16 protein-coding genes are annotated in these 19,212 nt (G+C 72.4%); 9 read left to right on the forward strand and 7 right to left on the reverse strand.

The features are described from left to right. Nucleotides 1-13 precede the first annotated feature (13 nt). Entirely contained in the window at nucleotides 14-976 is a 963-nt protein-coding gene (locus tag AB3M81_RS14955) for a sulfate/molybdate ABC transporter ATP-binding protein (protein ID WP_412904717.1), read from the forward strand. Nucleotides 977-980: 4 nt separating this feature from the next. Here the strand turns inward: AB3M81_RS14955 and AB3M81_RS14960 are convergent, their stop codons facing one another. After that, entirely contained in the window at nucleotides 981-2,171 is a 1,191-nt protein-coding gene (locus tag AB3M81_RS14960; protein WP_412904718.1) for an MFS transporter, read from the reverse strand. Between the two features lie 99 nt (nucleotides 2,172-2,270). Here AB3M81_RS14960 and AB3M81_RS14965 point away from each other — a divergent pair, with 99 nt between their 5' ends. Genes AB3M81_RS14965 through AB3M81_RS14975 form a run of 3 tightly spaced genes read left to right on the forward strand, consistent with a single transcriptional unit; the run spans nucleotide 2,271 to nucleotide 5,412 of the window. Further along, nucleotides 2,271-2,843 carry a dihydrofolate reductase family protein gene (locus AB3M81_RS14965; protein ID WP_412904719.1) on the forward strand — a complete coding sequence of 191 codons (573 nt, stop codon included), beginning with the start codon at nucleotides 2,271-2,273 and terminating at the stop codon, nucleotides 2,841-2,843. A 21-nt stretch (nucleotides 2,844-2,864) separates the two neighbouring features. Further along, nucleotides 2,865-4,334, forward strand: coding sequence for a gamma-glutamyltransferase (locus AB3M81_RS14970; protein WP_412904720.1), 1,470 nt, complete (start codon nucleotides 2,865-2,867; stop codon nucleotides 4,332-4,334). A gap of 13 nt (nucleotides 4,335-4,347) precedes the next feature. Next, entirely contained in the window at nucleotides 4,348-5,412 is a 1,065-nt protein-coding gene (locus tag AB3M81_RS14975) for a glycerophosphodiester phosphodiesterase (RefSeq protein ID WP_412904721.1), read from the forward strand. On the opposite strand, the gene AB3M81_RS14980 is transcribed toward AB3M81_RS14975, so the two are convergent. From AB3M81_RS14980 to AB3M81_RS14990, 3 genes are read right to left on the reverse strand one after another with little or no spacing between them, the layout of a single operon-like run. Beyond that, entirely contained in the window at nucleotides 5,330-5,599 is a 270-nt protein-coding gene (locus tag AB3M81_RS14980) for a PspC domain-containing protein (protein ID WP_412904722.1), read from the reverse strand. The two genes, AB3M81_RS14975 and AB3M81_RS14980, sit on opposite strands and share 83 nt — an antisense overlap. Then, complete coding sequence (locus AB3M81_RS14985; protein WP_412904723.1) at nucleotides 5,596-5,781, reverse strand: hypothetical protein; 186 nt, start codon at nucleotides 5,779-5,781, stop codon at nucleotides 5,596-5,598. The genes AB3M81_RS14980 and AB3M81_RS14985 overlap by 4 nt, the downstream gene beginning before the upstream one ends. Beyond that, a complete protein-coding gene (locus AB3M81_RS14990; RefSeq protein WP_412904724.1) occupies nucleotides 5,778-7,028 on the reverse strand; it encodes a PspC domain-containing protein in 1,251 nt (416 codons plus the stop codon). The genes AB3M81_RS14985 and AB3M81_RS14990 overlap by 4 nt, the downstream gene beginning before the upstream one ends. A 132-nt stretch (nucleotides 7,029-7,160) precedes the next feature. Here AB3M81_RS14990 and AB3M81_RS14995 point away from each other — a divergent pair, with 132 nt between their 5' ends. Continuing rightward, on the forward strand, nucleotides 7,161-8,432 hold the full coding sequence (locus tag AB3M81_RS14995; RefSeq protein WP_412904725.1) for an ATP-binding protein: 1,272 nt from the start codon (nucleotides 7,161-7,163) through the stop codon (nucleotides 8,430-8,432). Then, complete coding sequence (locus AB3M81_RS15000; protein ID WP_412904726.1) at nucleotides 8,429-9,070, forward strand: response regulator; 642 nt, start codon at nucleotides 8,429-8,431, stop codon at nucleotides 9,068-9,070. The genes AB3M81_RS14995 and AB3M81_RS15000 overlap by 4 nt, the downstream gene beginning before the upstream one ends. A gap of 123 nt (nucleotides 9,071-9,193) precedes the next feature. Here the strand turns inward: AB3M81_RS15000 and AB3M81_RS15005 are convergent, their stop codons facing one another. Beyond that, on the reverse strand, nucleotides 9,194-11,341 hold the full coding sequence (locus AB3M81_RS15005) for a DUF5005 domain-containing protein (RefSeq protein WP_412904727.1): 2,148 nt from the start codon (nucleotides 11,339-11,341) through the stop codon (nucleotides 9,194-9,196). Nucleotides 11,342-11,448: 107 nt separating this feature from the next. On the opposite strand from AB3M81_RS15005, the gene pcrA reads away from it, so the two are divergent. Next, a complete protein-coding gene (pcrA, locus tag AB3M81_RS15010) occupies nucleotides 11,449-13,794 on the forward strand; it encodes a DNA helicase PcrA (RefSeq protein WP_412904728.1) in 2,346 nt (781 codons plus the stop codon). A 31-nt stretch (nucleotides 13,795-13,825) separates the two neighbouring features. Here the strand turns inward: pcrA and AB3M81_RS15015 are convergent, their stop codons facing one another. Further along, a complete protein-coding gene (locus AB3M81_RS15015) occupies nucleotides 13,826-14,728 on the reverse strand; it encodes a M23 family metallopeptidase (RefSeq protein WP_412904729.1) in 903 nt (300 codons plus the stop codon). Nucleotides 14,729-15,137: 409 nt separating this feature from the next. On the opposite strand from AB3M81_RS15015, the gene sucC reads away from it, so the two are divergent. Beyond that, nucleotides 15,138-16,301 (forward strand): ADP-forming succinate--CoA ligase subunit beta, encoded by a 1,164-nt coding sequence (gene sucC / locus AB3M81_RS15020; protein WP_412904730.1) that lies wholly within the window; start codon nucleotides 15,138-15,140, stop codon nucleotides 16,299-16,301. A gap of 9 nt (nucleotides 16,302-16,310) precedes the next feature. Then, nucleotides 16,311-17,207 (forward strand): succinate--CoA ligase subunit alpha, encoded by an 897-nt coding sequence (sucD, locus tag AB3M81_RS15025; protein WP_412904731.1) that lies wholly within the window; start codon nucleotides 16,311-16,313, stop codon nucleotides 17,205-17,207. A gap of 171 nt (nucleotides 17,208-17,378) precedes the next feature. Here the strand turns inward: sucD and AB3M81_RS15030 are convergent, their stop codons facing one another. Then, entirely contained in the window at nucleotides 17,379-19,190 is a 1,812-nt protein-coding gene (locus AB3M81_RS15030; protein WP_412904732.1) for a SigE family RNA polymerase sigma factor, read from the reverse strand. Nucleotides 19,191-19,212 lie beyond the last annotated feature (22 nt).

Below are 19,212 nucleotides of genomic sequence, written 5' to 3' on the forward strand. Positions count from 1 at the left end.
CGAAGGAACCGCCATGAGCATCGAGATCTCACGGGTCAACAAGAACTTCGGCGACTTCGTCGCGCTCGAGGACATCGACCTCGACATCCCCACGGGCCAGCTGACGGCGCTGCTCGGTCCCAGCGGCGGCGGCAAGTCCACGCTGCTGCGCATCATCGCCGGGCTCGAGGACGCCGACTCCGGCCGCGTCGTGATCGAGGGCAACGACGCGACGAGCCTGCCCGCGCAGAAGCGCAACGTCGGCTTCGTGTTCCAGCACTACGCGGCCTTCAAGCACATGAGCGTCGCCAAGAACGTCGCGTTCGGCCTCGAGATCCGCAAGCGTCCCAAGGCCGAGATCGCCGCGAAGGTCGACGAGATGCTCGAGCTCGTGCACCTCTCGCAGTTCCGCGACCGGCTGCCCTCGCAGCTGTCGGGCGGCCAGCGCCAGCGCATGGCCCTCGCCCGCGCCCTGGCGATCGAGCCCTCGGTGCTGCTGCTGGACGAGCCGTTCGGCGCGCTCGACGCGAAGGTCCGCAAGGAGCTGCGCGACTGGCTGCGCCGCCTCCACGACGACGTCCACGTGACCACAGTGTTCGTGACGCACGACCAGGAGGAGGCGCTCGAGGTCGCGGACTCGATCGTCGTCATCAACGACGGCCGCATCGAGCAGGTGGGCTCCCCCGACGAGCTCTACGACGCGCCGGCGACGGACTTCGTCCTGAGCTTCCTCGGGCCCGTCACGCGGCTCGGCGGCGTCCAGCTGCGGCCGCACGACATCGAGGTCTCGCGCGAGCCGCTGCCCGGCGCGGTCGACGGCAAGATCACGCGCTGGACGCGGATCGGCTTCGAGGTCCGCCTCGAGGTCTCGCCCTCCGACGGCCAGCCGCCCGTCCAGGTCACCGTGACCCGCTCCGAGGCGACCGCCCGCGGCCTGCAGAACGGCGACCAGGTCTGGCTGCGGCCCGTCGCGGGCGCCCAGACCGCGGCTCGCTGAACCGTCACGCGCGGACGGGAGCCCAGCGCAGGCCGAGCAGGAAGACCACGAGGCCGGCGGTGGCCAGGGCGGCGCCCACGAGGGCCGGGGCCGCGTAGCCGGCGCCCGCGGCGATGACGAGGCCACCGAGCCAGGCGCCCAGGCCGTTGGCGATGTTGAGGCTCGCGTGGTTGAGGGCGGCGCCCAGCATCTCGGCCTCGCCCGCGGCCGTCATGAGCCGGATCTGCAGGCCGACCGCGATGACGCTGCCCAGCGCGCCCACGAGGAAGACGCCGACCAGGGCGACCGCCGCGATCTCGACCAGCTCGTGGAAGCCGAGCAGCACCAGCACGGTCGCGACGAGGCCGCCGAGGACCTGGCGCACGTTGTCCCAGTCCGCGAGGCGGCCGGCGAGCCACGTGCCGGTCACCGAGCCGATGCCGAACGCGAGCAGGAAGACCGGGATCGCCCGCTCGGGCAGCTCGACGAGGTCCGTGACGATCGGCGCGATGTAGCTGTACATCGCGAAGAGACCGCCGAAGCCCACGAGGCCCGTGAGGAACGCCGCGATCACGGCCGGCTCCCGCAGGGCGCCGAGCTCGCCGCGGATGCTGGCGCTCGGGTCGCCGGGGACGAACGGCACGAAGGCCAGCACCATCACGACGCCCACGACGGCGATCGCGACGACGGCCGCGTAGGCCGCGCGCCACGACGACAGCTGGCCGAGCCACGTGCTGGCCGGGACGCCCACGACGGTCGCCACGGACAGCCCCATCATCACCATGCTGACGGCGCGTCCCCGGCGGCCCGGCGGCACGAGGGAGGCGGCCACGAGCGACGCGACGCCGAAGTACGCGCCGTGCGGCAGGCCGGCCACGAAGCGGGCGAGCAGGACGGGCAGGTAGCCGCTCGCCACCGCCGTCAGGGCGTTGCCGAGCGCGATCGCGCCGAGGAGCCACAGCAGCAACGCCCGCTTCGGCATCCGGGCCCCCATCGAGACGATGAGCGGCGCGCCGATCACCACGCCCAGCGCGTACGCCGAGATGATGTGGCCGGTCGTGGGGATGCTGCGGTCGATGCTCTCGGCGACGTCGGGCAGCAGCCCCATCGTGACGAACTCGGTGGTGCCGATCGCGAACCCACCGAGTGCCAGGGCGAGCAGGGCGAGGCTCACGTGCCGGGTCCGGGCGGTGGGCTCGATCTGCGTCGTGGTCACACCGGGATTCAAGCCGACGCACCGCCCGCGCATTCCCGTGGGGCGACGCGGCGTCCGTCACGCTTGAGGACTGTCGGTGGCACGGTCCACGATCGGAGGATGACCCGCTTCGTCTTCAACACCGCCGCCACGCTCGACGGCCACCTGGCCGACCCGGACCACTCCCTCGCCTGGCTCTTCGAGGTCGACGGGGGCACACCCGACGCGCCCGAGCACGCCGAGCCGTTCACCGCCTTCCTCGAGTCCGTCGGCGTCACCGTGCTCGGCTCGTCCACGTACGAGTGGCTGCTGCGCGAGACCGGCGCCCTCGACAGTCCCGCCGCGTGGGAGGAGGCGATCTCGGGCAAGCCCGCGTTCCTGTTCACCTCGCGCGACCTGCCGGTCCCCGAGGGCGCCGACCTGACGGTCGTGTCCGGCGACGTGGCCGACCACCTCGACGCGATCCGCGAGCGCGCCGGCGATCGCGACGTGTGGGTCATGGGCGGCGGCGACCTCGTCGGCCAGTTCGACGACGCGGGTGCGCTCGACGAGGTCCAGGTGTCGATCGCGCCCGCCACGCTCGGCGCCGGCGCTCCCCTGCTGCCCCGCCGGATCGGCAGCGATCGCCTCCACCTCGAGGACGTCGTCCGTCGCGGCCAGTTCGCGCACCTGACGTACCGGGTGAGCCGGTGAGGTTGCCCGTACGCTGAGCGAGTGACCAGCGTCGCCATCGCCGCCCCGAACGTGGCAGCCGCCGAGGCGGGCGAGGCGATCGTCCACGCCGGCGGGAACGCGCTCGACGCGGCCCTCGCGGCCGCGTTCGTCACGATGGTCAACGAGGTCGGCCTGGTCTCCCCCAGTGCCGGCGGGTTCCTGACGATCCAGCCGCCCGACGGCTCGGCCCCCGTCACCGTCGACGGCTGGATGGACATGCCGGGCCGCGGCGCGCCCGACTCGCTCGGCCGGGGCACGTGGGACATCCACACCGCGTACGGCGGCGGCGTCACCGTGACGGTCGGTCCCGGCTCGGTGGCCACGCACGGCGCGATCGCCGCGTTCGGCGAGGCGCACCGCCGCTGGGGACACCTGCCCTGGGCCGAGCTCGTCGCGCCGGCCATCGACGTCGCGCGCGGCGGCTTCCGGCTGAGCTCGGCGTCGCGGTACTACCTGGAGTACGTCGACGAGTCGATCTTCGGCTGGGACGAGGCCAGCCACGCCGCCCTGCGCGGGCCCGACGGCACGATCGGCGACCACCTGCTCGTGGTGCCCGACCTCGCCGAGTCGCTCGAGCGCATCGCGCGGCACGGGCCGCAGGAGCTCTACACCGGTGAGCTCGGGCGTCAGGTCGCCCGCGACGTCCTCGACCGCGGCGGGATCCTCGGCCCCAAGGACCTCGCGGCGTACGAGCCCGTCGTCCGTCCCGCGCTGACCGCGCGGATGGCGGGCTGGACGCTCGGCACCAACCCTCCCCCGGCCGTCGGTGGCGTGTGCGTCGCGGCGATGCTGCGCCTCCTGGCGGGCCACCCGCTCAGCGACCGCGAGCACCTCGTGCGGGTCCAGCGGCGCGTGCTGGGCGAGCGGCTGCGGGTCTTCGACCACACCGACGACCTCGAGCGGGACGCCGCCGCGTTCCTCGACCTCGTGGACCGCGAGGGCCTCGCCGTGCTCGAGTCCGGCTCGACGGCGCACGTCTCGACCACCGACGCGGAGGGCACGGCGTGCGCGCTGACGATCTCGTCGGGCTACAGCTCGGGGATGATCGCGCGCGGCACCGGCATCTGGCTCAACAACTGCCTCGGCGAGCAGGAGCTCAACCCGCGTGGGCTGCACGGGCTGCCGCCCGGCTCGCGGCTGCTGTCCAACATGGCGCCCACCGTGGGTCATCACACCGACGGCGGCGTCCTCGCGATCGGCTCCCCCGGCGCCGACCGCATCACGACGGCGATCGTCCAGGCGCTCACCGGGCTCGTCGAGGACGGGCTCAGCCTGCAGGGCGCGGTCGACCACCCGCGCGTCCACGTCCACCGCGCCGGCACGCCCGACGAGGAGGTCAAGGTCGAGGACCCCGAGGACCTCACGATGTACTTCGGCGGCGTCGCGGCGACGATGCTGACCGGCGGCGGACGCCTCGTGGGCGCCGCCGACCCGCGGCGCGCGGGCGCCGTCCGCGTCGTCGCGCGTTGACTACTCTGAGTCGATGACCGCTTCGCTCGTCGAGCCCGTCGTCATCGCGCACCGGGGCGTCCCCGGCGCCCGGCTGGAGCACACGCGCCCCTCCTACCTGCTCGGGATCGAGGAGGGCGCGGACTTCATCGAGCCGGACGTCGTCGCGACCCGCGACGGGGTGCTCGTCGTGCGGCACGAGAACGAGATCGGCGGCACGACCGACGTGGCCGCGCACCCCGAGTTCGCGCACCGGCGGACCACCAAGTTCATCGACGGCGTCCCGTTGACCGGCTGGTTCACCGAGGACTTCACGCTCGCCGAGCTCAAGACCCTGCGGACCATGGAGCGCCTGCCGCAGCTGCGCCCGCAGAACCTCCCGCTGAGCGGGATCGAGCCGATCCTCACGCTCGACGAGGTCATCGACATCGCCGAGGCCGAGAACGCGCGGCGCGGCCCGGGCGCCGAGCCGATCGGCGTCTACATCGAGACCAAGCACCCCCTGTACTTCCGCGCGATCGGCATCGACCTCAACGCGATGCTGCTCGAGGTGCTCGAGCGGCGCGGGCTCAACCACGAGGGCGCCAAGGTCTTCATCCAGTCGATGGAGACCGCCAACCTGCGCGCGCTGCGGCCGCTCACGCCGTTGCCGCTCATCCAGCTCATGGAGCGCAAGGGCGCCCCCTACGACCTCACGGCGACGTGGGACCCGCGTGACTACGCGGCCCTGACCGCGCCGGCCGAGCTGGCCCGCATCGCCGAGTACGCGCAGGGCATCGGCCCGAACAAGAGCCTCGTGATCGCCCGCGCCCGCGACCACACGCTGCTGGACGAGACCGGCCTCGTGCACGACGCGCACGAGGCCGGACTGCTGGTGCACATCTGGACGATGCGCAACGAGAACAACTTCCTGCCGAAGCAGTTCAAGACGAGTCAGGACAAGGCCGCCCCCGGCGACGCGACGGCCGAGCTGATGGCCTTCCTCGCCGCCGGGGTGGACGGGGTGTTCTCGGACTTCACGCGGACGGCGGTGGCGGCGCGGGCGGCCCATCGGTCGTCGGCGGTGCCCACGGGCTCGGCTCCGGCGCCTGGGGCATGAGCAGCCACGCCGCGAGGTAGACCAGCAGGGTCGTGCCGACGCCCACCACGACCAGCACGACCGTGACGATGCGGATCAGTGTGGCGTCGACGCCGGTGTACTCGGCCAGGCCGCCGCACACACCGCCGAGCCACTTGTCGGTGGTGCTGCGGGTCAGCCGCTTGGGTCCGGGGACGGGTTGGCTCATGACTTCCTCCTGAGGGTGAGTGCGACGCCGGCGAGACCGGCGACGATGAGAGTGACGGGACCGGCGATCGCGAGCGCCTCGGGGCTCACGAGGTCATAGGTCAGGCCCGCCCAGACGGCCAGGACCAGGGTGAACAGGACGCCGAAGACGAGGGCGTCCCAGCGCATCGGATGTGTCGTCATTTCCGCACCACCAGGATCTCGCCCGCCGAGCCGTCGATGTCGAGCTCGAAGGCCCCGGGGGCGTCGGAGGGCACGTCGAGTCGGGGGCTCTGTCCGTCGTCGAGCCGATCGAACACCTCGATGCGGCCGCCGAAGGACAGGGCGGTCTCCACGTCGATGTCGAGGCCGTCGGGCACGAACACGGTCACGTTGCCCAGGCCGTTGTCGATCTCGAGGGAGCGTCCGGCCAGGTTCTGCGGGTCCTGGATCGTCGTGAGGTCCACCCGGACCTCACCGGCGCCCTGCTCGATCCGGTCGGTCAGTCCGGCGGCCGTGATCGGCTCGAGGTCGATCCGGCCAGCCGAGAAGTGCGGCACGATCGAGGTCGCGGCGAGCACGGGCAGCAGCAGCAGCCCGACCAGGACGAGCGGTCCCGGGTGGCCGATGCGGGTGCCGACGAACAGGCCGAGGGTGACGATGGCCAGGGCGACGGCCACGTAGACGGCGGGCCGCAGCGGGTCCTGCGTCGCGGACCACAGGCCCAGGACGCCCATCGCGGCGACGACCGTCGACAGGGTGACCAGCAGCAGCGCCGGGGACCACTTCTCACGCGGGGGCCGGGGCGGCAGCACGCTCGTGGGCGGCGCTCCCGGCGGTGGGGGCGGCGGCGGGAGGGGGTCGTCGAGGACGGCGGTCCCCTCGCCCGTCGACACGGGCTCGGTCATCTCGGTGTCTCCTGTCGTCGAGGTCTCGGTGTCGCCGGCCGGTGCGGCGGCGAACGGCACGGCCGGGCCGGCCGGTGGGGTGTAGGGCGGGGGCGGCACGAAGCGCTGCCGCTGCGCCTGGCGGGGCCGGACCACGAAGAACCAGTAGGCCGCGCCGACGGGGATGGCCACCCAGGCCGTCAGCCACAGGGGCCACCAGAACCAGCCGGCCGGGCCCCAGGCGCCGTCGCCCAGGACCGCGGCGACCGCGATGACGGCGGCCACGATCAGGCCGACGGTGCGCAGCTGGGAGTCGGAGCGCAGGTCGAAGGCGTCGCCGAGGATGCTGCGGCTCGTTCCCTCGAGGGGGACGAGCAGCCAGCAGGCGACGTACAGGACCGGGCCGGCGAACCCCACGAGGGTGAGGACGACGAAGCCGATCCGCACGATCACCGGATCGATGTCGAGGGCTCGCGCGATGCCGCCCGCCACGCCGGCGACCATGCGGTCGTCGGTCGAGCGGCGCAGCGCATCGAGCTGCGAGCCGGAGCTGGGTGTGGTCATGGCTCCAGCCTCGCCCCCGGACGGGGTCGCGCACCATCAGGTGAACCCCTGGTCGACCCCTGACCCTCCCGAGGGCCGGACCGGGGTCGGACCTGATGGCGCGCGCTCGCGCCCGCGTGTGAGGGTGGGGGCATGACGACCGCTGCGCCCGACGCGACCGGCCCCGCGCGGGCCGCCGCCGGGCCTCGTCGCGCCTACCGTCCGGCCGACGCCCGGATCGTCGGCGGCGTGGGGGCGGGCCTGGCGGAGCACCTGCGGCTGCCTGTCGTGTGGGTGCGGGTCGGCTTCGTCGTCGCCACGCTCGTCAACGGCACGGGCCTGATCGCCTACCTCCTGCTGTGGTGGTTCCTGCCCCTGCAGGCTCCGGCGGAGTCGCCGGGCCTGGCGTCCGCCGAGCGGCGCGGCCTGCGCTCGGGCCGCCGAGGGCCGTCACGCCGCGAGGTCGTCCAGAGTGCGGCGATCGCCGCCATCGGCCTGGGCGTCCTGAGCCTCATGGCCCTGACGAGCGGCTGGCTGCGCGGCTGGATGCTGCCGCTGCTGCTGATCGTCACGGGCATCGCCGTGGTGTGGCGCATGTTCGACGACGCCACGTGGAACTCGTGGCTGCGCCAGACCAAGGGGCCCGCGTTCCTCGCCCGGCTGCTCGTGGGCATCGCCCTCATCGGCCTGGGCGCCGTGTACGTCCTGACGGTCAACCGGGGCTGGTCCGCGGCGGTCGACTTCGCCGCCGCGCTGACGATCGCGATCGTCGGCGTGGGGCTGATTCTCGGCCCGTGGATCCTCGGCCTCTGGACGGACCTCGGCGAGGAGCGGCGCGAGCGCATCCGCTCGCAGGAGCGTGCCGACGTCGCGGCCCACCTGCACGACTCGGTGCTGCAGACGCTCGCGCTGCTGCAGAAGAACGCCGACGACCCGGCCACGGTCGCCACGCTGGCCCGCCGGCAGGAGCGCGAGCTGCGCGACTGGCTCTACGGCCGCCAGGACGACGCCGTCACGCTGGCCTCCGGCATCCGCGAGCTCGCCGCCGACGTGGAGGCCAACCACCGCGTGCCCGTCGAGGTCGTCACGGTGGGCGACGCCCCGCTCGACGAGGCGCTGCGTGCCCTGCTCGCCGCCACCGGCGAGGCCGTCGTCAACGCCGCGAAGCACTCCGGCGCCGACCGCGTCGACGTCTACGCCGAGCGTGCCCCCGGGCCGGACGGCGACCGAATCGAGGTGTTCGTGCGCGACCGCGGCACCGGCTTCGACCCGAGCGCCATCGCCGACGACCGGCTCGGCGTGCGCCGCTCGATCATCGGCCGCGTCGAGCGCCACGGCGGCACGGCCCGCCTGCGCAGCTCGACCGACGGCACCGAGGTCGCGCTCACCATGCCCGTCGCCACGCCACCGAGGGAGACCCCATGATCCTGTCCGTCCTGGTCGTCGACGACCACGCGATGTTCCGCACCGGCGTGCGCGCCGAGCTCGAGCGGCTCGGCACCGCCCGGGTCGAGGTCGTCGGCGAGGCGGAGGACGTCGACACGGCCGTCGCCGCCGTGGAGCGCCTGCGCCCCGACGTCGTCCTGCTCGACGTGCACCTGCCCGGCGGGGGTGGTCCCGAGGTCATCCGGCGGACGCAGGCCGGGACGACGTTCCTCGCGCTCTCGGTCAGCGACGCCGCCGAGGACGTCATCGGCGTCATCCGCGCCGGCGCGCGCGGCTACGTCACCAAGAACATCTCGGCGGGCGAGCTGCTCGACGCGATCGACCGCGTGGCCGGCGGCGACGCCGTGTTCAGCCCGCGCCTGGCCGGGTTCGTGCTGGACGCCTTCGCCGGCACGATCGAGGTCGCACAGGTCGACGAGGACCTCGACCGGCTCACCGAGCGCGAGCGCGAGGTCATGCGGCTCATCGCGCGCGGCTACGCGTACAAGGAGGTCGCGAAGGAGCTGTTCATCTCCGTCAAGACCGTCGAGACCCACGTCTCCAGCGTCCTGCGCAAGCTGCAGCTCTCGAGCCGCCACGAGCTGACGCGCTGGGCCAGCGACCGCCGCCTCATCTGAGCACCCGGCGACGCCGCCGCCGCGCGTCCGCCCCTCCCCCGACTTTTGGAACGGGATCGACGTCCTTCGTCGTGCGGAACGTGGATCTCGTTCCGAAAGTCGGGCCGGGCGCGCGGGAGCGGCTCAGTCGGGCAGGTCGATGCGCAGGAACTCGGGCCGGTAGAGGCTGGGGTCCTGCGGGATCCTCTCGAGGTCGCTCGTGTTGCGGCTGACCGAGACGACCATCGTGCCCTTTTTCGGCAGCAGCTCGGGGTGCGCGAGCGGCATGTAGCGCAGCACCGAGTCGGTCGAGGGGATCTGCGCGAGTGCCTCCCCCGGGCGGAACGGACCGGTCGGACCCGGCGCGGTCCACAGCACGAGGTCGGTGCCGGCGAAGTCGTCGCGCTTGCTCAGGGCGTACCAGGTGTCGCCGTCGCGGAACACCGAGAAGGTCTGCGAGACGCCCTCGTCCTGCGAGATGAGCGTGGCGGCGCGGTCCGGGTCCTTCTGCCAGCGCTGGCCGTCCCAGTAGCGGAACGCCTTCAGGTCGGTCGCGTCGGTCAGCCGGACGCGCGCGACCTTGACCGCCCAGCCGAAGCCGGGCGTGCTCCGGCTCGTTCCATAGAGATAGGCGTGGTCGCCCACCACGGTCGCAGCCGCACCCCACGTCGGGCGCGACACGTCCGGGTCGTCGGGGCCGAGGTCGACCACGCGCTGCAGGACCGGCGGCCGGCCCGGGTCGACGCGGAAGACCGCGATGGCCGGGCCGAGGTTGCGAAAGCCCAGCGGCTCGTCGCCCTCGTACTGCTGGACGCGCTGGACCATGACGCCGACGAGGTCGGTGCCGCGCAGCCGCACCGAGGCGATCGACATCGGCCAGTACCCCACGCCGTCCGCGCGGTCGGGGATCACGGCCGCGCGGTCGCGACGCTGCAGGACGCCGGCGCAGCCGCCACCGAACACGAGCATCGAGTTGCGCACCATCGCGCGCCGGGCGTAGTCCGGCCGGCGCAGGGTGTCGCCGAAGACCATGAGCAGCCGCTCGTCGACGAGCCGCGTGCTGGCGCCGACGTCGCCGCCGACGAAGCCCGAGACGTCGCTCACCGTCTCGATCTGGCGGTTGAGCTCCTCGACGTCGCGCGGCTGCCGGAACGGCTGGCACGTCACCTCGAGCGCCGGGTCGAGGTCGGTGCGCGTGAAGGCGGGGACCGCGGGAGCGACGACGAGCGCGAGGACCGACGCGAACGCGACGAGCGTGGCCACGACCGGCCGTCGGCGCAGCGCCGGGTGGTAGCTGCGCAGGCTGGGCCGCTCCTCGACGGCGGTCGCGGCACCGAGCGTCGCCCACAGGCCCAGGCCCGTCCAGCCCACCATCATCAGCACGACGCGCTCGACGCCGTTGCCGTCGAAGTAGGCCAGGCCGCGGATCGCCCACGTCGCCGCACCGGGCGGCAGCCACGCGAGCAGCGTGGGCCACGCGGTCGGCAGCGGCGTGAGCGGCCACGCCCCGATCGCGCCCGGGATCCCCAGGACGGTGCCGATCACCGCGAGGCCGAGCCCGAGCCGGCCGAACCAGGCGATGAGCGCGAGCGTCACGGCGCCCATCCCCACCACGACGAGCGTGCCGAGCGCGGCCAGCGGCCAGAACGGGGCGTCGAACCGGTCGACGAGGACGTCGCTCACCAGCGCCCCGCCCACGCCCGCCACCGCGGCGCCGGCCGTGAGCCCCGCGAAGCGCAGCGCCACGAGGCGCCTGCCGGGCGACCTCGCCCCGAAGACGTAGCTGAGCAGGGCCGCGAACACGACGCCGAGCAGCGCCCACGCCACGCCGAGCCGGAACGGGCCGACGCCGTGCGGGTCGCGCTCGCCCATGGGGACGGCGTCGACGACCTTCGCGCGCTGACCGCTGGGGGCGAGCAGCTCCTCGACGACTTCCTGCACGCGCTCGGCCTCGGCCCGGCCGGCGGCGCTGGCGACCCACAGCGTGTGCTCGTCGCCGCTGCCGAGGAACAGCACCGCGCTGAGCGACCGCTCCTGCAGCCGCCGCTCGGCGACCTCCTTCGACGCGGTCACCCGCGCGGCGAGCGGGTGGTCGGCGGGGCCGTTGAGCGCGTCGCGCATCGTGCCGGCGTCGGGCTGCCGGCCCACGACGCCGACGGGGATCTCGCGCGGGGCGGCCTGCGTGAGGCCCGGGATCTCGGAGGCGGGGTCGACGCGCACCAGGACGAAGGTGGCGAGCATCGCGGCGAGGAAGCCCAGGACCGTCAGGCCCACACCCCTCACGCGCAGCATGGCCTCCACCGTAGCGGCGGGACCGGACGCCGACCAAGGAGTCGGACCGAGGTCACACCGGAGCGGCCCGGGCCGCTGTCGGTGCCCGCGACTACGCTGGTTCTGCGATGACCCTGCCATTCCCCGTGCCCTCCGCCCGCCCGTCCCGACCTGCTCCGGACGGTCCCGGCGCCACCCCGGCGAAGCGACGCACCGCTCGCTCCGACGAGCTGCTCGAGGGGCTCAACGACGCCCAGCGCACCGCGGTCTCGCACACCGGCGGCCCGCTGCTCGTGGTGGCCGGCGCCGGCTCGGGCAAGACGCGCGTGCTGACGCGCCGGATCGCGTGGCTCATCGCGGCGCGGGGCGCCCACCCCGGCTCGATCCTGGCCATCACGTTCACCAACAAGGCCGCCGCCGAGATGCGCGAGCGCGTCGCCGACCTGGTCGGTGGCCGCGCCCGGATGATGTGGGTCTCCACGTTCCACTCGGCGTGCGTGCGCATCCTGCGCCGCGAGGCCGAGAACCTCAGCTACACGTCGTCCTTCAGCATCTACGACGCCGCGGACTCGCGCCGGCTCATGACGCTCGTCGTCAAGGACCTCGACCTCGATCCCAAGAAGGTCAATCCGCGCGGCGTCCTCAACTGGGTGTCGAACATGAAGAACGAGCTCGTCGACTTCGAGGAGGCCGCCCGGAAGGCGACCAACGGCACCGACGAGACGTACGCGCAGTGCTACGCCGAGTACCAGCGCCGGCTGCGGGCCGCCAACGCGATGGACTTCGACGACCTCATCATGAACACGGTCCACCTGTTCCAGGCCTGGCCCGAGGTGCGCGAGACCTACCGCCGCCGCTTCCGCCACGTGCTCGTCGACGAGTACCAGGACACGAACCACGCGCAGTACTCGCTCATCAAGGAGCTGTGCGACGAGGAGTCCGACCTCATGGTGGTGGGCGACTCCGACCAGTCGATCTACGCCTTCCGCGGCGCCACGATCCGCAACATCCTCGAGTTCGAGAGCGACTTCCCCAACGCCGACACGGTCCTGCTCGAGCAGAACTACCGCTCCACGCAGAACATCCTCGCCGCGGCCAACGGCGTCATCGCACGCAACCCCGGCCGCCAGGACAAGAAGCTGTGGTCGGCCGAGGGCGACGGTGAGCAGCTCGTGGGCTACGTCGGCGACGACGAGCGCGACGAGGCCCAGTTCATCGCCGACGAGATCGACCGGCTCTCCGACGAGGGCATCGCCTCGCCCAAGGACGTGGCGGTCTTCTACCGCACCAACGCCCAGTCGCGTGTGTTCGAGGAGGTGTTCATCCGCGTCGGCCTGCCCTACCGCGTCGTCGGCGGCGTGCGCTTCTACGAGCGCAAGGAGGTCAAGGACGCCCTGGCGTACGTGCGCGTGCTGGTCAACCCGCGCGACACCGTCTCCATCCGCCGCGTGCTCAACGAGCCCAAGCGCGGCATCGGCGACCGGGCCGAGGGCGCGCTCGAGCGCTTCGCCTCCCGGCACGGCATCAGCTTCTGGGAGGCCATGACGCGCGTCGACGAGATCGACGAGCTCGCCACCCGGTCGCGCAGCGCGATCTCGGCGTTCGCCACCACGATGGCCGAGCTCATGGAGCTCGCCCGCTCCGGCGCCCCGGCTGACGCCGTGCTCGAGGCCGCGCTCACGAAGTCCGGCTACCTGACGGTGCTGGAGAACAGCAGCGACCCGCAGGACGAGACGCGCGTCGAGAACCTCGCCGAGCTCGTGGCCGTCGCGCGCGAGTTCGTCGCCTCCGCCTCCACCCTCGAGACGGCCGAGGAGGGCGACGGCGACCCGCTCGACGAGGTGCCCCTCGCCGCCGGATCGCTCGACGCGTTCCTCGAGCAGGTCGCGCTCGTCGCCGACGCGGACTCCGTCCCCGACTCCGACGACGGCGTCGTCACCCTGATGACCCTGCACACCGCCAAGGGCCTGGAGTTCCCGGTCGTGTTCCTGACGGGCCTCGAGGACGGCGTCTTTCCGCACCTGCGCTCGCTGGGCGACCCCGCCGAGCTGCAGGAGGAGCGCCGGCTCGCCTACGTCGGCATCACGCGCGCCCGCCAGCGGCTGTACCTGACCCGCGCCACGGTGCGCTCGGCGTGGGGCGCCCCGGCGTACAACCCGGCCTCGCGCTTCCTCGACGAGATCCCGCCGACGCTCGTCGACTGGCGTCGCGAGGCCAGCGCGCCCACGCAGTGGGCCCCGCGCACCCCGGCGGCGTCGTTCAAGTCGTCGACCGTCGCCGCCCGCTCGAAGAAGCGGACCACGGGCGACATCATCTCGCTGGCGCCCGGCGACCGCGTCACGCACGACAGCTTCGGGCTGGGCACCGTCGTCGCGGTGGAGGGCTCGGACCAGAAGGCGGTCGCCAGCGTCGACTTCGGGTCGGCGGGCGTCAAGCGCCTGCTGCTGCGCTACGCGCCGCTCGAGAAGCTCTGACCGAGCGGCCGCGCCGGAAGGTGACGGTCGGTCAGGGGGTGACGCCGTGCGCCTCGAGCGCGGCGTACGGGTCGACCGGGTCGCCGCCGCCGGGGCGCACCTCGAGGTGCAGGTGCGGGCCGGTCACGTTGCCGGTGGAGCCGGTGGCGCCGATGACGTCACCGGGGGCGACCTTCTGGCCGGGCGAGACCGAGATCGAGGACTGGTGGCAGTACCAGATCTCGGTGCCGTCATCGAGCGTGATGACCGTGCGGTTGCCGTACGCGCCCTCGTAGCCGGTCGAGGTGACCGTGCCGGCCGCGATCGAGACGAGCGTCGAGCCCGACGGGCCGGCGAAGTCCAGGCCGGTGTGCTGGCCGCTGCTCCAGTAGCCGCCACCCTGGCCGAAGCGGGCCGTCAGGCGGTAGCCGACGACCGGGATGACCCACTGGTTGCGGATGATCTCGTCGCCGCGGGCGGCGTTCTTCCTGTTGACCGTGGCGTTGTAGTCGGCGAGGGCCTTGGCCTTCTGCGCCGCCTGCAGCGGCTTCTGGATGGCCAGCTCGCGGTCGTAGCTGCGCGAGACGTCAACGGCGTTCGTGGCGTTGGCGCCCACGTAGCTCTTGGCCAGCGCGGTGTCGGCGCCGGCGAGCAGGCCCGGCGAGGCGACGCTGAGCGAGCCGACGGCGGCGACGACGAGCGCCGCGGCACCGGCCAGCAGGCGCGTGCGGCCCGAGGTGCGGGCGGCGCGGCTGGCGGCGCGACGGGCGCCGGGGATGCGGCCCTCGGGCAGCGAGCCCACGGCCGGGAAGGTGATCGTGGTGTCGACCGGCGCGGGGCGGTCGACGGGGACGGCGGTGACGACCGGCTTGGCCGCCTTGACCGGCTCGGGGCGCTTGGCCCGGCGGCCGCCGACGTACGTCTGCGCCTTCGGCTCGGGGGTCACGGCCTTCATCAACACCGTCGACTCGGAGTCGGCGTCAACCGGGCGCGGGGCACGGCGCGATCCGACGGGGCGAGCGGTGGACGGAGTGTCCGGGGTCGACGAAACGCTCTGAGAGCGATCGCGAACGGACATACGTTGCGCCTCCGGGGGGTCAGGCAAACGGACCGCCCCAGACTAGGTGAAGGCAGGGGGCGTAATCCAACCCTTTCGGAAACGCAACCGCGGTTACGACACGAATAGCAGAGGAAAGTCGAAGCCGCACGTCCGCATGATGGGACGGTGATTCAACTCACGTTTACGCAACCCACGCCCGGGCGTCACTTTCGACAGGGGTAGAGTCGCGAGCGCTTCGGCGTCCTCGCGGATCCACTGCGCGCCCGCCGAAACCACAGCGAATCCCACCCATAAGGACGTCACCGTGGATCTGATGGAGTACCAGGCGAAGGAGCTCTTCGCCAAGCACAACGTTGCGACGACCCTCGGCACCGTGGTCACCACGGCCGAGGAGGCGAAGGCCGCCGCCGAGCAGATCGGCGGCGTGACCGTCATCAAGGCGCAGGTCAAGGCCGGCGGCCGCGGCAAGGCCGGCGGCGTCAAGATCGCCAAGACCGCCGACGAGGCCTTCGAGCACGCCTCGAACATCCTCGGCATGGAGATCAAGGGCCTCACGGTCAACCGCGTGCTCGTCACGCCGGCCACCCCGCCCGTCGAGGAGTACTACTTCTCCTTCCTGCTCGACCGCGCCAACCGCAGCTACCTGTGCATCGCCAGCGTCGAGGGCGGCGTCGAGATCGAGGAGGTCGCCAAGACCAACCCCGAGGCCGTGCGCCAGATCCCCGTGGACGCCGGCACCGGCGTCGACGAGGCCAAGGCCCGCGAGATCGTCGCCGACGCCAAGTTCCCGGCCGAGCTGGCCGACCAGGCCGTCGAGATGATCCAGAACCTGTGGAAGGTCTTCGTCGAGGAGGACGCCACGCTCGTCGAGGTCAACCCGCTGGCGCGCCTGGAGGGCGACAAGCTGGAGGCCCTGGACGGCAAGGTCTCGCTCGACGAGAACGCCGAGTTCCGTCACGCCGAGCACGAGGCGTTCGTCGACAACGACGCCACCGACCCGCTCGAGGTCAAGGCCAAGTCGAAGGGCCTCAACTACGTCAAGCTGGACGGCGAGGTCGGCATCATCGGCAACGGCGCCGGCCTGGTCATGAGCACGCTCGACGTCGTCGCGTACGCCGGCGAGGCGCACGGCAACGTCAAGCCGGCCAACTTCCTGGACATCGGCGGCGGCGCCTCGGCGCAGGTCATGGCCGACGGCCTGGACGTCATCTTGAACGACGAGCAGGTCAAGAGCGTGTTCGTCAACGTCTTCGGTGGCATCACGTCCTGCGACGCCGTGGCCAACGGCATCAAGGGCGCCCTGGAGATCCTGGGCGACGAGGCGACCAAGCCGCTCGTCGTGCGTCTCGACGGCAACAAGGTCGACGAGGGCCGCGCGATCCTCAACGAACTGAACCACCCGCTGGTCACGCTCGTCGACACCATGGACGGTGCCGCCGACAAGGCCGCCGAGCTCGCGAACGCGTAAGGACGGAACATGGCGATCTATCTCAACTCCGACTCCAAGGTCATCGTCCAGGGCATCACGGGCGGTGAGGGCACCAAGCACACCGCCCTCATGCTCAAGGCCGGCACCAACGTCGTCGGCGGCGTGAACGCGCGCAAGGCCGGCACGACGGTCAAGCACGTCGACGCCGACGGCAACGACGTCGAGCTGCCCGTGTTCGGCTCGGTCGCCGAGGCGATCGAGAAGACCGGCGCGAACGTGTCCGTCGCGTTCGTCCCGCCGGCGTTCACGAAGGACGCCGTCATCGAGGCGATCGACGCCGAGATCGGCCTGCTCGTGATCATCACCGAGGGTGTCCCGGTGCAGGACACGGCCGAGTTCTGGGCCTACGCCCAGGGCAAGAAGACCCGCATCATCGGCCCGAACTGCCCCGGCATCATCAGCCCCGGGCAGGCGCTCGCCGGCATCACGCCGGCGACGATCGCCGGCGCGGGCCCCATCGGCCTGGTGTCCAAGTCGGGCACGCTGACCTACCAGATGATGTTCGAGCTGCGTGACTTCGGCTTCACGACGGCCATCGGCATCGGCGGCGACCCGATCATCGGCACGACGCACATCGACGCGCTCGAGGCGTTCGAGAACGACCCCGACACCAAGGCGATCGTGATGATCGGCGAGATCGGCGGCGACGCCGAGGAGCGTGCGGCCGAGTACATCAAGGCCAACGTCACCAAGCCGGTCGTCGGCTACGTCGCGGGCTTCACGGCTCCCGAGGGCAAGACGATGGGCCACGCCGGCGCCATCGTCTCGGGCTCCTCGGGCACCGCCCAGGCCAAGAAGGAGGCCCTCGAGGCCGCCGGCGTCAAGGTCGGCAAGACGCCGTCCGAGACCGCCGCTCTCATGCGCGAGATCCTGCAGAGCCTCTGACACCCGTCAGCACGACGCCCCCGCGAGCTCCGGCTCGCGGGGGCGTCGTCGTTGGGGGGTGACAGTTTCCCCGGTTAAGCGGGAGAACTGTCACTTGACGAGGTTTGCGAACCACCTTCAGTGACAGGAAACCTCGTTGAGAGAGGAGAACCTGCTTAACCGGGGAAACTGTCACTGAGGCAGGTTGGTGAGCCGCTCCCCCGCGCGGGCCAGCACGGCGCGGAACTCGCCGGCGGAGATCGTGTACTTGCCGGCCGGCGGGAACAGCACCTGGGTGACGGCCGAGCCGTTGCGGGCGAGGCCCATCCGGTACCAGACGACCTCGTCCTTGCCGACCTCGAGGCCGATGCGCCAGGACGTGGCGGTGTAGCCGCTGCCCTTGAGCTTCTTCTCCTCCTCGACGCGCGCCGGCAGGTCGCCGTCGGGGCACTCGCGGACCCGCTCGACGAGCGCGTCCACGTACTTCTTGGCGACGCGATCGCTGCGCATGCGCGCGGTGGTCTGGGTGAGGGCGAACTGCTCGGGCAGCTGCTTGGCCTCGGGGATCGCGAACACGCGGGCGCCCGCGCTGACGAACTGCTTGCCGCGGAACGAGGCGTCGTCGCAGATCGTGGCGGTCGGGTTCTGGTCCTTCACCGCGATCGGCTCGCTGGCGCTCCAGACGCTGTCGATCGACGCGACCGGCGGCAGGTCGACGACGCCGAGGTAGCCCGGGGACTTCAGGTGCGCGGGCGGCACCGCGGCCGTCACGGCGAACCGCTTCGTGCAGTCGCCGCCGGACTCGGCGCACACGCGGCTGACGGACTCGTTCAGCACGCGCGCGAACTGCTTGACGTCCGTGCGCTTCGTGCCGGGGGACTCGTGCACGAGCGTGCTGGTGAGCGTGCCGGACTGCGCGAGGCCGACCGTGATGAAGCGCGCCGGCGAGCGGTAGGACTGCAGGCGCAGGATCTGGAAGTCGCCGAAGGGCCGCTCCACGCGGTACGCGTCCACCAGGCGCGTGCGGGGGTGCTCGCAGCCGGCGTAGAAGGAGACGAGGCGGGCGAACGCGGCCTCGGAGGCCTCCTGGGACCGGGAGACCTCGATGGACTGCGCGACACGATCCTGGACGGTGGACGTGTAGGCCCGGACGAAGACCTTGATGGGGTCGGGGTCGGCGAACCGGCGCGTGGGGCACGTCGCGTAGGGCGTCGTGTTCGCCGGGTCCGTGTCGGTGCCCTCGACGCTCCACTTCCCGGTGGGCCGCAGTGCGGCGACCTCGCCCACGGAGAGGAGGTCGTCCGTGCCGATACTGTGCGAGTCGAGGACGATGTCGCGGGACTCGGCGCCGATTTTCTCGCGGTCGGGCAGCGTGTCCTGGCGGGCCATCGCGTCGCCGTTCGAGACGAACGCGCCGCCGAACATCACCAGCACGAGCGCGAGGGCGACGAGGACGACGGTGTTGCGGCGCGCGCCGCGCGTGGCGGACCGGCGGATCTCGGAGGCGCTGGGCAGGTCGAGCCCGGCCGTGATGACCGCGAGGGCGCGCATGCGCTCGACGACCTCGTCGATCGTGCCGCGCAGGCCCTCCTCGAGGCGGGCGAAGCCGCGCGAGGCGAGCTCCAGGGCGGTCTCGTCGTCGACGCCCACCTCGGTGGCCGCGGCGTCGAGGTCGATGTCGGCGATCGTCAGCAGGCTCAGCAGGCGGCGCGTCGGCTGGTCGAGCTCGGCCAGCTGGTCCAGCAGCTGCTGGTCGGTCTGGTGCTCCCGCCGCTTGCGCCATGGGTGGGCGCCACGGCTGAGCGCCGTGCCCTTCCAGGCCTCCGCGCGCACGAACGGCATCGGGTCGTCCGAGACCCGCGCCCACTGTCGCCAGGCGTGGCGGTAGGCGTCGATCGTGGCGTCCCGCGCGACGTCCCGGTCCCCGCACTTGGCGTACGTCGTGACCAGGATCACGCGCTGCGTGGAGGCGTAGAAGGCGTCGAACTCGTCGACCCGCGTCATCGTGCTGCCCTCCTAGGCTCCG

The sequence above is a fragment of the Aeromicrobium jepli genome (assembly GCF_047246605.1).
Taxonomy (GTDB): domain Bacteria; phylum Actinomycetota; class Actinomycetes; order Propionibacteriales; family Nocardioidaceae; genus Aeromicrobium.

What these genes read in the sequence shown, in the direction of transcription:
- AB3M81_RS15015 (WP_412904729.1), bottom strand. Translation starts at nt 14,728, where the DNA reads ATGAAGGCCGTGACCCCCGAGCCGAAGGCGCAGACGTACGTCGGCGGC.
- AB3M81_RS14990 (WP_412904724.1), bottom strand. Translation starts at nt 7,028, where the DNA reads ATGACCACACCCAGCTCCGGCTCGCAGCTCGATGCGCTGCGCCGCTCG.
- AB3M81_RS14975 (WP_412904721.1), top strand. Translation starts at nt 4,348, where the DNA reads ATGACCGCTTCGCTCGTCGAGCCCGTCGTCATCGCGCACCGGGGCGTC.
- AB3M81_RS15000 (WP_412904726.1), top strand. Translation starts at nt 8,429, where the DNA reads ATGATCCTGTCCGTCCTGGTCGTCGACGACCACGCGATGTTCCGCACC.
- pcrA (WP_412904728.1), top strand. Translation starts at nt 11,449, where the DNA reads ATGACCCTGCCATTCCCCGTGCCCTCCGCCCGCCCGTCCCGACCTGCT.
- AB3M81_RS14955 (WP_412904717.1), top strand. Translation starts at nt 14, where the DNA reads ATGAGCATCGAGATCTCACGGGTCAACAAGAACTTCGGCGACTTCGTC.
- AB3M81_RS14965 (WP_412904719.1), top strand. Translation starts at nt 2,271, where the DNA reads ATGACCCGCTTCGTCTTCAACACCGCCGCCACGCTCGACGGCCACCTG.
- AB3M81_RS15005 (WP_412904727.1), bottom strand. Translation starts at nt 11,341, where the DNA reads ATGCTGCGCGTGAGGGGTGTGGGCCTGACGGTCCTGGGCTTCCTCGCC.
- AB3M81_RS15030 (WP_412904732.1), bottom strand. Translation starts at nt 19,190, where the DNA reads ATGACGCGGGTCGACGAGTTCGACGCCTTCTACGCCTCCACGCAGCGC.
- sucD (WP_412904731.1), top strand. Translation starts at nt 16,311, where the DNA reads ATGGCGATCTATCTCAACTCCGACTCCAAGGTCATCGTCCAGGGCATC.
- AB3M81_RS14985 (WP_412904723.1), bottom strand. Translation starts at nt 5,781, where the DNA reads ATGACGACACATCCGATGCGCTGGGACGCCCTCGTCTTCGGCGTCCTG.
- AB3M81_RS14980 (WP_412904722.1), bottom strand. Translation starts at nt 5,599, where the DNA reads ATGAGCCAACCCGTCCCCGGACCCAAGCGGCTGACCCGCAGCACCACC.
- AB3M81_RS14995 (WP_412904725.1), top strand. Translation starts at nt 7,161, where the DNA reads ATGACGACCGCTGCGCCCGACGCGACCGGCCCCGCGCGGGCCGCCGCC.